The 14,080-nt window shown below is 61.3% G+C and carries 11 protein-coding genes; 1 reads left to right on the top strand and 10 read right to left on the bottom strand.

All coding sequences use genetic code 11. The features are described 5' to 3' along the window. Positions 1 to 33: 33 nt before the first annotated feature. The 10 genes from BM300_RS20035 to edd all read right to left on the bottom strand — a co-directional run bounded on the left by BM300_RS20035 (position 34) and on the right by edd (position 12,673). On the bottom strand, positions 34 to 1,380 hold the full coding sequence (locus BM300_RS20035; protein WP_092144244.1) for a carbohydrate porin: 1,347 nt from the start codon (positions 1,378 to 1,380) through the stop codon (positions 34 to 36). A gap of 130 nt (positions 1,381 to 1,510) precedes the next feature. Beyond that, entirely contained in the window at positions 1,511 to 2,671 is a 1,161-nt protein-coding gene (locus tag BM300_RS20030; protein ID WP_072348860.1) for an ABC transporter ATP-binding protein, read from the bottom strand. A gap of 2 nt (positions 2,672 to 2,673) precedes the next feature. Continuing rightward, positions 2,674 to 3,519 carry a carbohydrate ABC transporter permease gene (locus tag BM300_RS20025; protein WP_003198539.1) on the bottom strand — a complete coding sequence of 282 codons (846 nt, stop codon included), beginning with the start codon at positions 3,517 to 3,519 and terminating at the stop codon, positions 2,674 to 2,676. Next, positions 3,512 to 4,420 carry a carbohydrate ABC transporter permease gene (locus tag BM300_RS20020; RefSeq protein ID WP_003198535.1) on the bottom strand — a complete coding sequence of 303 codons (909 nt, stop codon included), beginning with the start codon at positions 4,418 to 4,420 and terminating at the stop codon, positions 3,512 to 3,514. The genes BM300_RS20025 and BM300_RS20020 overlap by 8 nt, the downstream gene beginning before the upstream one ends. 207 nt (positions 4,421 to 4,627) lie before the next feature. Next, positions 4,628 to 5,929 carry an ABC transporter substrate-binding protein gene (locus BM300_RS20015; RefSeq protein WP_092223146.1) on the bottom strand — a complete coding sequence of 434 codons (1,302 nt, stop codon included), beginning with the start codon at positions 5,927 to 5,929 and terminating at the stop codon, positions 4,628 to 4,630. A 116-nt stretch (positions 5,930 to 6,045) separates the two neighbouring features. Next, positions 6,046 to 7,305, bottom strand: a complete 1,260-nt coding sequence (locus BM300_RS20010) for a D-mannose isomerase (RefSeq protein WP_092463771.1) — start codon at positions 7,303 to 7,305, stop codon at positions 6,046 to 6,048. Positions 7,306 to 7,515: 210 nt separating this feature from the next. Further along, positions 7,516 to 8,985, bottom strand: a complete 1,470-nt coding sequence (locus tag BM300_RS20005; protein WP_092144238.1) for an ATP-binding protein — start codon at positions 8,983 to 8,985, stop codon at positions 7,516 to 7,518. Further along, entirely contained in the window at positions 8,975 to 9,706 is a 732-nt protein-coding gene (locus BM300_RS20000; protein WP_003184616.1) for a response regulator, read from the bottom strand. Before BM300_RS20000 ends, BM300_RS20005 begins: the two co-directional genes overlap by 11 nt. A 184-nt stretch (positions 9,707 to 9,890) precedes the next feature. Then, complete coding sequence (locus BM300_RS19995) at positions 9,891 to 10,850, bottom strand: glucokinase (protein ID WP_092144235.1); 960 nt, start codon at positions 10,848 to 10,850, stop codon at positions 9,891 to 9,893. Further along, positions 10,847 to 12,673: a phosphogluconate dehydratase gene (gene edd / locus BM300_RS19990; protein WP_092463768.1), complete on the bottom strand. Its 1,827-nt coding sequence runs from the start codon at positions 12,671 to 12,673 to the stop codon at positions 10,847 to 10,849. The genes BM300_RS19995 and edd overlap by 4 nt, the downstream gene beginning before the upstream one ends. A 218-nt stretch (positions 12,674 to 12,891) precedes the next feature. Here edd and gap point away from each other — a divergent pair, with 218 nt between their 5' ends. Then, a complete protein-coding gene (gene gap, locus BM300_RS19985; RefSeq protein WP_092346763.1) occupies positions 12,892 to 13,893 on the top strand; it encodes a type I glyceraldehyde-3-phosphate dehydrogenase in 1,002 nt (333 codons plus the stop codon). The last annotated feature ends 187 nt before the right edge of the window (positions 13,894 to 14,080 follow it).

Here is a 14,080-nt window from a genome sequence, read left to right as displayed (position 1 = left end):
TGCGCACATAGAGAGGAGCTTATCGCAACAGCGTTAGAACACCGACTGAATTTTCAGGCCGGCCACCAGCGCGTTGTCGACTTCATCCACACCGCCCGGGTGAGTGATGTATTGCAGGTTAGGACGCACAGTCAGCCAGTTGGTAACGTGGACACCGTAGTTGAGTTCGTAGTTGTACTCAGTGCTACGCAACGGTGCGAACAGCGGATCGTTGTAATCGGTGACACCATTGGCCGCGTTGGTCAGCTCGGCGTTTTTCTTCACGTCTTCGTTGACATGGATGCGGGAAAAACCGATGCCGATGTCATCTTTTGGACGCGCATCGAAGGGCCCCTTGTACACGAACATCAGCGACTGGTAGTTGTCGACGATGTTGGTGTCCTTATCGTGGAAGGTCGCGTTGGCGGCGATGTTCAGGCCGCGGGACGCGTCACCGTTGTGCGTGGTCAGTTGTTGCTGTGCCACGAACCAGTAGCCGTGCTTGCTATCGTGGCTGCGATAGGCGTTAAGGGTGGTCGCGGCATCGTCACCGTTGTCGTCTTCACGGACGTCATTGGCATCGGCCGTGCTCTTGTAGTAACCCACACGGTACTCACCCGGCAGGTTGTTGACCTTCGGCGACCAGACCAATTCGACCGGAATCACGGTGCCCTTGGTACCACTGCCGCTGAGTTTGAAGCCGTTGCCGTGTTCCAGTTGCGAGGGGTTCTGGTTGTATGCGCCGATCTGCGCATAGAACTCAGGCGTGAGGTTGTACTTCACGCGGATCGCGGCCTGGCTGACGGGCCAGTTGTACCAGATGCCGGTCGCCCAGTTACCCACTTGGGAACCGCAGAAGGCCAGGTTCTGGAATTCACAAGGGAAGGTGTTGAAGTCTTCGCCTTCGCCGAAGTAACCGGCCTTGACGTCCAGCTTGCCGTCGAGGAACTGGTGCTTGATCCACAACTGGGTCAGACGGACCATGTGGCCACGGCCGTAGACTTCCTGGGAAGAACTCAAGGTGCCGGCACGCGGGTCGCCGACACGGTCGTTGGAAATGTTTTCACCGTTACGGTTGGTGAGCTGGATCTTGGCCTGGGTGTTATCCCAACCCCACAGCTTTTCCAGGTCCAGCGCCACGCCCAGGCCAAACTGGTCGGAATAACGCGCGGTCTTGTCGTTGTTGTAGCCGCCATGCAGGTTGCCACCGACTTCACCGACGTAGTCGGCCTTGATGTCGATACCCTGCTCGATCAGCTCGGTACGCTTACCACCCCAGTCACCCGTCATCCACGGCGAATCGGCGCTGAAGGCGTCGGCAGCCTGTGCGCTACCGGCCAGCATCATCGCCGCAACGGCTGACAACTGGCAGATAAGCTGGGCGTTATTTTTCTTCTTCATCCCTACATCCTCGTCTTTATTGTTATTAACTGTTTTTATCTAACGCGGTTTACAACGATTGCGGCGGGTGGTCCCCCACTCACCGCATACTCCTTCTTTGTGGGAGCACGTTGACTCCCTCATTTGTTCTTCATCGGCCTTTGAACTGCGCCACGTTCGCCGACCGAGCATCGGCTTGCGGCTGGCCAGCCACGCCCAGGCGTTCACCGGACTGCGCGTCGAACAGCAGCACCTTCGACGGATCGAATTGCAGCGTCAGGGTTTCCCCCGGCTGCGGTGCCACGTCCGGCGCCAGGCGGCAGCAGACCTTGGTGTCGTTGAGATTGACGAACACCAGGGTGTCCGGCCCGGTGGGCTCGGTGACCTGGACTTCGGCGCGAATGGTCGGCAAACCGTTGGGCTCGCTGCCTGCCAGCATGATCTGCTCCGGACGCATGCCCAGGATCACTTCGCGGTCTTCCAGGCCGGCGTCCTGCATACCCATTGGCAACTCGCAACGGGCCTGGCCGCTGTCGAGCAGCGCCAGCAGGCGACCGTCCTTGCGTTGCAGGCGCAGCGGGATGAAGTTCATCGGTGGCGAACCGATGAAGCTCGCCACGAACAGGTTGGCCGGGTTGGTGTAGATGTCTTTCGGCGTACCGAACTGCTGGATGATCCCGTCCTTCATCACCGCCACTTTGTCGCCCAGGGTCATGGCTTCGATCTGGTCGTGGGTCACGTAGACCGTGGTGGTCTTCAGGCGCTGGTGCATCAGTTTCATTTCGGTGCGCATCTCGACCCGCAGCTTGGCGTCGAGGTTGGACAGTGGTTCGTCGAACAGGTAGATCTTCGGCCGCCGCGCCAGCGCCCGGCCCATGGCCACGCGCTGTTGCTGGCCGCCGGAAAGCTGGCCGGGCTTGCGATTGAGCAGGTGTTCGATCTGCAGCAGCTTGGCCACGCGGGTGACTTCTTCGTCGATGGCGGCCTGGTTCATCTTGCGGATTTTCAGGCCGAACTCGATGTTCTCGCGCACGCTCATGGTCGGGTACAGCGCGTAGGACTGGAACACCATGGCGATGTCGCGATCTTTCGGGCTCATGCCGCTGACATCCTGATCGCCGATCATGATCGCGCCGCCAGTGATGGTCTCGAGGCCGGCGATGCAGTTCATCAGCGTCGACTTGCCACAGCCCGAAGGTCCGACCAGGATCAGGAACTCACCGTCCTTGATCGACAACTCGATGTTCTTCAGGGTGTCCGGCAGGCCGGCACCATAAGTCTTGTTTACGTTGCGAAGTTCAAGCGTTGCCATGATTACCCCTTGACTGCGCCGGCCGTCAGGCCGCGCACGAAATACTTGCCTGCGACCACATAGACCAGCAGGGTCGGCAGCCCGGCGATCATCGCCGCCGCCATGTCCACGTTGTATTCCTTGGCCCCGGTACTGGTGTTGACCAAGTTGTTCAGCGCTACCGTGATGGGTTGCGAATCACCGCTGGAGAACACCACGCCGAACAGGAAGTCGTTCCAGATCTGCGTGAACTGCCAGATCAGGCAGACCATGATGATCGGGGTGGACATTGGCAGGATGATCCGCCGGAAAATGGTGAAGAACCCCGCACCGTCCAACCGCGCAGCCTTGACCAGCGCGTCGGGAATGCTGACGTAGTAGTTGCGGAAGAACAGCGTGGTGAATGCCAGGCCGTAGACCACATGCACGAACACCAGGCCCGTGGTGGTGCTGGCCAGGCCCATCTTGCCGAGGGTGAACGAGGCCGGCAGCAGGACGGTCTGGAACGGCAGGAAGCACCCGAACAGCAACAGACCGAAGAACAACTGCGAACCGCGAAAACGCCACATCGACAACACGTAGCCGTTCAAGGCACCGATGGCGGTGGAGATCAGCACCGCCGGGACGGTGATCTTGATCGAGTTCCAGAAGTAGCCGTCCACCGTGGCCCAGGCCTTGACCCAGCCGATGCCGCTGACCACGGTCGGCCAGCTCAGCAGGTTGCCGGTGCTGATGTCTTCCGGCGTCTTGAAGCTGGTCAACAGCATGACCACCAACGGCACCAGGTAAAGCAATACGGCGAGGATCAGCACCGCGTAGATGGCGATGCGACTCAGGCTGATGGAAGGTTTGGCAGCGAGACTAGTCATGACGCTTGGTCCTCAGCTCGGAGTACAGGTAAGGCACGATGATTGCGAGGATCGCACCAAGCATCAGGATTGCACTGGCCGAGCCCATGCCCATCTGGCCGCGACTGAAGGTGAAGGAGTACATGAACATCGCTGGCAGGTCGGAGGAATAACCCGGGCCACCGGCCGTCATCGCGGCCACCAGGTCGAAGCTCTTGATCGCGATATGCGCCAGGATCATCACGGCACTGAAGAACACCGGGCGCAGGCTCGGTAGCACCACTTTCCAGTAGATGCGCGGCATGCTCGCGCCATCGATCTGCGCGGCACGGATGATCGATTGATCGACACCCCGCAGGCCGGCCAGGAACATCGCCATGATGAAGCCCGAGGCCTGCCACACCGCAGCGATCACCAGGCAGTACACCACGCGATCCGGGTCGATCAGCCAATCCAGGCGGAAGCCTTCCCAACCCCAGTCACGCAACAATTTGTCCAGGCCCATGCCCGGGTTGAGCAGCCATTTCCAGGCTGTACCGGTGACGATCATCGAGAGCGCCATCGGGTAAAGGTAAATCGTGCGGATAAAACCTTCGCGGCGAATGCGCTGGTCAAGGAACACCGCCAGCAACACGCCGATCACCAGGGTGATACCGATGAACAGGCCGCCGAACAATGCCAGGTTCTTGCTCGCCACCCACCAGCGATCGTTGTCCATCAGCCGGGCATATTGCGCCAGGCCTGCCCACTTGTAGTTCGGCAGGAACGTCGAAGTGGTGAACGACAGGACGAACGTCCACAAGATATAGCCATAGAAGCCCACCAGGACGATGAACATACTCGGCGCCAGCACCAGTTTTGGTAGCCAGCGCTGCAATGCATCGAACGGCGAGGCCTTGCTGAACACAGCAACAGAACTCATGGGAAGATCCAAAACAAGGTTACAAGGGCATCCCTTTGTGGGAGCGAGCTCTGTGGCGAGGGGATTTATCCCCGATCGGCTGCGAAGCAGCCGCAAAGCCATTGCATGCGGTGTTTCTGACACTCCGCCATTGCGACTTTTCGGGGCGGTGCGACGTTTCGCTAAATCCCCTCACCACAAAAGCTCCCACAAGGGAAGCGGCGCTAATTACTTCGCAGACTGAACCGCAGCGCCGAGTTTCTTGGCGGCATCGGCCGGGTCGGCTTTCGGGTCGTTGATGTAGTTGGTCACCACGTCAAAGAACGCACCCTGTACCGCCAACGTGGTCGCCATGTTGTGCGCCATGCTCGGTTGCAGGCCGCCAGACTTGGCGTCCGTCAGGAAGTCCTTGGCAGCGGTCTGGGCGCAGGAATCGAAACCGTACTTGGCCATGTCGGCCAGCATGTCGTTACGAACCGGGATCGAGCCTTTGTTGATGCTGAAAACTTTCTGGAAGTTCTCGCCCAATACGACCTTGGCGATATCCTGCTGACCGGCCGCAGTGCCTTTGTCTTTCTGCTTGAACACCGCCAGGGAGTCGATGTTGTAGGTGAAGGCCTTGTCGGTGCCCGGGAAGGCCACGCACTCGTAGTCCTTGCCGGCGACTTTCTTCGCCGCGGTCCACTCGCTCTTGGCCCAGTCACCCATGATCTGCATGCCGGCCTTGCCATTGATGACCTTGGCCGCTTCCAGGTTCCAGTCCTGGCCCTTGCCGTCGGCGTCCATGTAGGTCGCGACTTTCTTCAGCTCGGTCAGTGCCTTGATCATCTCCGGACCGGTCAGGGCCTTGTTGTCCAGGTCGACCAGGGCTTTCTTGTAGCCATCAGCGCCCATGACCGAGAGCACCACGGCTTCGAACACGGTGCTGTCCTGCCAAGGCTGGCCACCGTGGGCGAGCGGAATGAAGCCCGCGGCCTTGAGCTTGTCGCCGGCTGCATAGAATTCTTCGAGGGTGGTCGGGTTCTTGGTGATGCCGGCTTTCTTGAAGACCTCCGGGTTGATCCACAGCCAGTTGACGCGGTGGATGTTCACCGGCACGGCGACGTAGTCACCGTCGTACTTCACGGTATCGGAGACTTTCTTGTCGAGCAGGCTGTCCCACTTCTCGGCCTTGGCAACATCTTTCAGGATGTCGGTGTCGAGCAGCCCGGTGGACGCCCATTCCTGGATGTCCGGGCCCTTGATCTGGGCGACGCCAGGCGGGTTACCAGCCACGGCACGGCTCTTGAGCACGGTCATGGCAGTGGAACCGCCACCACCGGCGACAGCGCCGTCCTTCCAGGTAAAGCCGTCTTTTTCTACCTGGGCCTTGAGCACATCGACCGCGGCTTTTTCACCACCCGACGTCCACCAGTGGACGACTTCCACGGAACCTTTGGATTCGGCGGCAAGGGTGCTGACAGGGAAGGCTGCGACGGGAAGCAGGGAAGCAAGAGAAATGACAGTAGCGAGGCGAGAAATCGCATTCATCTAGAATTACCTTTCTTGTTGTTATGCATGCAAGTCTGGTGCTTGCGCTGCATGGATTCTAATCAGAGGGAATCCCTTCGCAGGTAACGAAGGGACGTGCAAATGTCACGACATGGTTACACAGGCGAAGGACTGGATAACCGCGCCAGGGCTGACGCCATGCTCGGTGCCAAGGGCAGGCGCGGAATCAACACCGCCTGCCAGGCGTGATACAGGTCCGGCTTGCCTGGCCAGATGTCGGCGCTGGGGCGGTTTTGCGGATCGAGTTCGTGATGCCAGCTGCCGTTGCAGCGGTCGATGAAATGTTTGTCACAGAACTCCCAGAAGCGCCGGTACCAGGCTTCGTACTTCGCCTCGTCGGTGCGCTTGAGCAAGGCGCTGGCAGCGGCCGCCGCTTCGGCGTGGACCCAATGCAGTCGATGGCGAACCACCGCGCGGTTGTCCCAATCCAGGGTGTAGACAATGCCCGGCGCACCGTCGACGCCCCAACCGTGGCGGCAGTTCTGATCGAAGAGTTTTTGTGCGTCCTGGGCCAGCCAACCCGGGGTCAGCATGCCGATCTGGACGCGCGCCGCCTCAAGGTGCAGCAGCAGTCGCGCCCATTCGAAACCGTGGCCAGGGGTGGTGCCGTAGGGACGGAAACCATCGGCAGGATTGTCCTGGTTATATTCGCGCAGCGGCTGCCAGTGGCGATCGAAATGCTCCACCACCAGGTAGTCGTTGGCGGCGGCATGGCCGTGGATCACCCGTTCGACGATGTGCAGGGCGCGAGCCAGCCAGCGCGGGTCGTCGGTGGCATCGGCCAGGGCCAGGAACGCTTCGGTGGCGTGCATGTTGCTGTTGGCGCCGCGATAGGCCTCTTCCTCAGTCCAGTCGCGGTTGAAGGATTCGCGCAGTGCCCCCTCTTCTTCGCTCCAGAAATGCTCATCGATGATTCGCACCGCTTCGTCCAGCAACGCCGCAGCGCCGGGCCGCTGGGCCACCACCGCGGAACTGGCCGCCAGGGCAACGAATGCATGCAAGTAGGCCGCCTTGCCCGCGCCATCTTCATCAGGCCGTGTCGTGGCAAACCAGCCACCGTGCTCGGCGTCGCGCAAGGGGCCGCTCAGCGCCTGGACACCGTGATCCACCAGCTCGGCAAACCCCGGCAGACCCTGGATGTGGGCCATGGCAAAGCTGTGGGTCATGCGCGCGGTGTTCATGGTTTCGGCCCGTGCATTGGCCGGCAGGCGCCCCAGCTCGTCCAGGTTGCCAAAGCCGTCCGGCAGCTTCGATGCCTTGGCGAACGCCAGCAGCCGCAAGCCTTCGTCGGCAAGCCATTGCTGGTGGGCAGGGGCGTTCAGCCAATTGCTGAAGGCCGGTTGGAAGGTGTCCATTGGGTGGTACCTTTTTTGTTGTTTTGACGCAGGGAGTCTAAACAAGGGATGAGGAGTGGCAGGTAACGAAAGACGCGAGTTATGTCACCGACTTGTGACATTGATGATCGTTCCCCCCGCGTGGGAATGCCGCCCGGGACGCTCTGCATCCCCTTTAAAGCCGAACGCAGAGCGTCCGTTGAGGCATCCCCACGCAGAGCGTGGGAACGATCAGTCAGTTGAACGAGGCAATTGCAGGGTCACCCGCAACCCCCCTTCACGCAGGTTCTGCAGGCTCACTTCGCCGCCATGGCTGTGGGCGATATTGCGGGCGATGCCCAGGCCCAGGCCATAGCCCTGCTGTTGCCCGGCCAGGCGAAAGTGCGGTTCGAAGACTTGCTCCAGGCGCTGTTCCGGCACGCCGGGGCCTTCATCGTCGACGTGCAGGATGAAGGCGGTTTCATCGTCATCGATGTGCAGGTGGGCGTTCTGCCCGTATTTCAAGGCATTGTCGATCAGGTTGCCGATGCAGCGCTTGAGCGCCAGTGGCTTGCCCGGATACGGCGCCAGCGCCCGGCCATCCTGGGTCACCCGACCGTTGCCGTTGGGCGCCAGGTAAGGTTCGACCAGGCAATCGAGCACATGATTGAGGTCCACCGGCTCGATGTTTTCGTGGATGTCGGTGTCCTTGACGCATTGCAGCGCGCCTTTGACCAACAACTCCAACTCATCCAGGTCACGACCAAACTTGGCCTGCAGGTTTTCGTCTTCCAACAGCTCGACCCGCAAGCGCAAGCGGGTGATCGGTGTGCGCAAGTCGTGGGAAATCGCGCTGAATAACTGGCTGCGTTCGGTCAGGTAACGGCTGATGCGTTCGCGCATGGCATTGAACGCCCGCCCCACTTCCACCACTTCGCTGCCGCCGCCCTCGGCCACCGGCTCCACTTCGGCACCCAGGGACATGTCCCGCGCGGCCCGGGCCAAACGCTTGAGCGGTCGGCTCTGCCAGTGCACCAGCAAGCCGATGAACAGCAATAACAAGCTGCTGGTAAGCACGATGAAACCCACCTGTTGCGTAGGCAGGTCCTGCTCTTCGAGGCTGGTGTAAGGTTCGGGCAGCAGCGAGGCGATGTACAACCACTCCCCCGGCGCCATCTGGATCTGCGTGACCAGCACCGGCGGGTTCACCGGTTCCAGGGTCAAGGCGTAGTGAGCCCACGAACGGGGCAGTTCATCGAGTTTGAGCCCAGCGTTGAAAATTCGCAGGTCGTCGGGGCTGACAAAATTCACCGATATGTCGGCGTTACTGCCCAACGACCGGCGCAACACATCGTCCACCGCCTTGAGCACCGCCAGTTTGCGCGGCGTGATCGGCAACACGTCCATGCCCAGGGGCTTGTCGTTGAGCGTGACGACAAATCGCGTACCGCCCATGCTGCGCAACTGATCCAGCACCAGCGGCCGGTAAGCCACCGGCAGCGAACGCAAATAACTGACGCTGGCGGTCATCGAATGGGCCAGGCTGCGGGCACTGGTGACCAGGCCTTCGAGCTGGGTGGCGCGCAACTGCGAGACCCAGATCAGGCTGGACAAGGTCTGGGCGAACAGCACCACCAGCAAGGTCAGCAGCAGCATCCGTCCCAGCAGCGAGCGCGGTACCGGCACCCGTCGGGCGACTTTTTTGATCCAGTCAATGACCATTGCTGGCAACCACACTGGCCGCCAGCTGATAACCGCTGCCACGCACCGTGCGAATCAGCCGCGGCGGCTTATCGGTGTCACGCAAGCGCTGACGCAGACGACTGACCGCCATGTCGACGATCCGGTCCAGGGGCATCAGCTCACGACCGCGGGTCGCATTGCCGATGGTGTCGCGGTCGAGGATTTCCTGGGGATGGTCGAGAAACAACTTGAGCAGGGCGAAGTCGGCGCCGGAGAGAATCACTTCTTCACCGTCGGTGTGGAACAGCCGATGGCTGACCATGTCCAGCCGCCATTCATCGAAGGCCAGCACTTCACCGCCGGAGCGTTCCTGGCCGAATTGCGCCCGGCGCAGCAGTGCCTTGATGCGCGCCTGCAATTCACGCGGGCTGAAAGGCTTGCCCAGGTAATCATCGGCGCCCAGCTCAAGGCCGATGACCCGGTCGGCTTCGTCGGAACTGGCGGTGAGCATGATGATGGGCACATGAGCCTGGCGTGGGTGTTGGCGAACCCAGCGGCAAAGGCTGAAGCCGTCTTCATCGGGCAGCATCACATCGAGGATCACCAGGTCGCTCGGCGCATCGTTCAGCGCCTGGCGAAACCCGGCGCCATCAGGCGTGGTCCGCACCTGGAACCCCGCACGGCTGAGGTAGGTGTCCAGCAGTTCGCGAATCTCCTGGTCGTCGTCGACCAACAAAATCGATTTGTTTACTGAACTCACGGGCCTCGTCCTTGTTGTTTGGATTGGGGCGATTATGCCTGATGGACAAGGCCTACAAATACACTGCAAAAACTCTGTGGGAGCGGGCTTGCTCGCGATAGCGGTGCAACAGCCAACCTCAATGGCGACTGACACTCCGTCATCGCGAGCAAGCTCGCTCCCACAGTACAGTACCTACCGAACCTTAAGCGGCGGCGGATTGCTCCAACGCCACACCCGCACCCATCAGGCCGGGGTACGGCGCGGTCACCAGCCAGACCGGAATGCCCTTGAAGTAATCGCTCATGCAGCCCTTGTCGGCGAAGCAACGGGCGAAACCGCTTTCGAGGAAGAAATCGGCAAACCGCGGGACCACGCCACCGACGATGTAGACACCGCCGCGCCCGCCCAACGTCAACACATTGTTGCCGGCCACGCGCCCCAGCCAGCGGCAGAACTGCTCGAGCACTTCCAGGGCAATGGGGTCGCCAGCCAGGCCGGCGGCGGTGATGGATTCGGGGGTGTCGAGCACCGGCACATGGCCGTCCACCGCGCAAATGGCCCGGTACACCCGAGGCAAACCGCTGCCGCTCAGGGCGGTTTCGGCGCTGACGTGGCCGATCTCGTTGTAGATGTGCTGCCACAGTTGGGTTTCCCGCGGGCTGCTCAGGGGCAGGTCGACATGGCCGCCCTCCCCCGGCAACGCGGCGAAACGGCCTTCGCCCAAGTCCAGCAACGTACCAACGCCCAGCCCGGTACCCGGGCCGATCACCACTGCCGGGCGCAACGGCTCCGGAGTGCCTTCGCATACGACCCGGTACTCATCGGGACGCAAGCAAGTCATGCCCAGGGCCATGGCCGAGAAATCGTTGACCAGCAACAGCTTCTCCACCTGCAAGGTCTGGCAGAACGCCAGGTTGCTCAGGCGCCAGTGATTGTTGGTAAAGCGAAACTCATCGCCGCTCACGGGACCGGCCACCGACAGGCACACCGAACCGATGGCGCCCGGTTTCAGGCCCAGGCCACTCAGGTACACCTGGATGGCATCTTCCGGGCAGGCATAATCCGCTGTTGCCAGCACCTGGATGTTTTCCAGGGCGTGGTTTTTCCACAGCGCAAAGCGTGCGTTGGTCCCACCGATGTCACCGACCAAAGCCAGTTTCAATTAAGCGTCTCCAGGGCAGAAGTGAAGGCGCTGGCGCCCTGCTCCGCCGAGCTGAAGGCCATGCGCATGAAACCGAACAGCTCGCGGCCGGTGCCGATGTTGTTGCCCAACAGGCCCTTGGCCGGCGTGCGCGCGGCGAATTCCTCGGCGTCCACCTTCAATTCCAAGGTGCCTTTGACGCCATCGACGCGGATGATATCGCCCTCCTGCACCCGGGCCAACGCACCACCGACATAAGCTTCGGGGCTGACATGAATGGCCGCCGGGATTTTCCCCGACGCACCGGACATGCGCCCGTCGGTCACCAGCGCCACTTTGAAGCCACGGTCCTGCAATACGCCGAGGAACGGCGTCATCTTGTGCAGCTCGGGCATGCCGTTGGAGCGCGGGCCCTGGAAGCGCATCACCGCGACGAAGTCTTTCTCCAGCAGACCGGCCTTGAATGCATCAGCCAGGTCCTGCTGATCCTGGAAGACCATGGCCGGAGCTTCGACGACCTGGTTTTCCAGGGCCACAGCCGAGACTTTCATCACGCCACGGCCCAGGTTGCCTTCCATCACCCGCAGGCCGCCTTCCGGCGAGAACGCGCGGGCCACCGGGCGCAGGATGTTTTCGTCGAGGCTTTCGATCGGGCCGTCGCGCCACACCAGCTCGCCGTCCTCGAGGAACGGCTCCTGGGTGTAACGGCTCAGGCCGTGACCGAGCACGGTGTTGACGTTTTCGTGGAGCAAACCGGCTTCCAGCAATTCACGGATCAGGAACGACATGCCGCCCGCCGCCTGGAAGTGGTTGATGTCGGCCTTGCCGTTCGGGTAGACATGACTCAGGGTCGGCACCACCTCGGAGAGGTCGGCCATGTCCTGCCAGGTCAGCTGGATACCCGCCGCCATGGCGATGGCCGGCATGTGCAGGGTGTGGTTGGTGGAGCCGCCGGTGGCGTGCAGCGCAACGATGGAGTTGACCAGCGAGCGTTCGTCGACGATCTCGCCGATGGGCATGAAGTTGCCGCTCTGCTTGGTCATGCGCGTGACCTGGAACGCCGCTTCACGGGTCAGGGCATCGCGCAGTGGAGTGTTCGGGTTGACGAACGAGGCGCCCGGCAAATGCAGGCCCATCACTTCCATCAGCAACTGGTTGGTATTGGCCGTGCCGTAGAAGGTGCAGGTGCCCGGGCTGTGGTAGGACTTCATCTCCGATTCCAGCAGCTCTTCGCGGGTGGCCTTGCCTTCGGCGTAGCGCTGGCGAACGTCGGCTTTTTCCTTGTTGGAGATGCCGGACACCATCGGTCCGCCGGGTACAAAGATCGTCGGCAAGTGACCGAAGCGCAGCGCGCCCATCATCAGGCCCGGGACGATCTTGTCGCAGATACCGAGCATCAGCGCGCCATCGAACATGTTGTGGGACAACGCCACCGCCGTGGACAGCGCGATCACTTCGCGACTCGGCAGGCTCAGTTCCATCCCCGCCTCGCCCTGGGTCACGCCGTCGCACATCGCTGGCGTGCCACCGGCGAACTGGCCGACCGAGCCGATCTCGCGCAGGGCTTTCTTGATCTGTTCCGGGAAGGTTTCGTAAGGCTGGTGGGCCGAGAGCATGTCGTTATAGGAAGACACGATGGCGATGTTGGCGGCGTTCATCATCCGCAGGTGATGCTTGTCTTCGGTGCCGCAACCGGCCACGCCGTGGGCGAAGTTGGCGCATTGCAGCTTGCCGCGCGTCGGCCCGTCGCTGGCTGCATCACGGATCAATGCAAGGTAAGCCTGACGCGTGGCGCGACTGCGGGCGATAAGCCGTTCGGTGACCTCAAGGACGCGGGGATGCATGTGTAGAACTCCAGGCTAACGGGTGTGGCGACCTGATTGTCTATGCTGGTCAAAAGCCCCCTGGCGTTGGGCGACAGGCGGTTTATTGACCATTCGGACCAGTTGATTCAGGTCACTCGTTGTAGATAAAACAAAATATTGCCACTAAAAAGGCTTGTTTTCTATTTTTATGCGAATAATCTTGTAATTCCAACAACAAATCGATGGCGGCGCCGTTAATGACTCTTCGAATCGCAATCAATGGTTTTGGCCGCATCGGCCGCAACGTTCTTCGTGCACTGTATACCCAAGGCTATCGTCGCGACCTGCAGATCGTCGCCATCAATGACCTGGGCGACAGTGCGATCAACGCTCATCTGCTCAAGTTCGACACGGTCCACGGCACCTTCGATGCCCACGTGCAACACGATCACGAAAGCCTGACGGTCAATGGCGACCGCATCTCGGTCAGCGCCATCCGCAACCCGGCCGAACTGCCTTGGGCCGCTGAAAAAATCGACGTCGTGTTCGAATGCACCGGCCTGTTCACCGACCGTGCCAAGGCAGCCGCGCATATCAGCGCCGGCGCCCGCAAGGTGATCATCTCGGCCCCGGCCAAGGGCGCCGACGCCACCGTGGTGTATGGCGTGAACCACGACATCCTGCGCCAGTCCCACCAGATCATCTCCAACGCTTCGTGCACCACCAACTGCCTGGCCCCGGTGGCCCAGGTGCTGCACCGCGAGCTGGGCATCGAAAGCGGCCTGATGACCACCATCCATGCCTACACCAACGACCAGAACCTGACCGACGTCTACCACAGCGATCCGTACCGCGCCCGCTCGGCCACCCAGAACATGATCCCGAGCAAGACCGGCGCCGCCGAAGCGGTGGGCCTGGTGCTGCCGGAACTGGCAGGCAAGCTGACCGGCATGGCGGTGCGCGTACCGGTGATCAACGTGTCCCTGGTGGACCTGACCGTGCAACTCAAGCGCGAAGCGTCGGCCGAAGAAGTCAACGAACTGCTGCGCCACGCCAGCCAGCATTCGAAGATCCTCGGCTACAACACCCTGCCGCTGGTCTCCAGCGATTTCAACCACAACCCGCTGTCGTCGATCTTCGACGCCAACCACACCAAGGCCAGCGGCAAGCTGCTCAAGGTGCTGGCCTGGTATGACAACGAATGGGGCTTCTCCAACCGTATGCTGGATAACTGCCTGGCGTTGTGTAACGCCGAGTAACTCATTGCTGGCCAATGTGGAGCGGGCCTGTAAGAGCAAACCTTGGGAGCAGGCCTGTGGGAGCAAAGCCTGCTCGCGATGACACCGTCGCATGCAGCACCTGTGCAGGCTTTGAGAACGCTATCGCGAGCAAGCTTTGCTCCCACAGGTTGCGCTCCCCGCATGGCTTGGCGTGATGAAATGAAGG

The organism is Pseudomonas sp. NFACC46-3 (genome assembly GCF_900114515.1).
Lineage (GTDB): Bacteria > Pseudomonadota > Gammaproteobacteria > Pseudomonadales > Pseudomonadaceae > Aquipseudomonas > Aquipseudomonas fluorescens_Q.
This window is presented reverse-complemented; position numbering and strand designations above follow the sequence as displayed.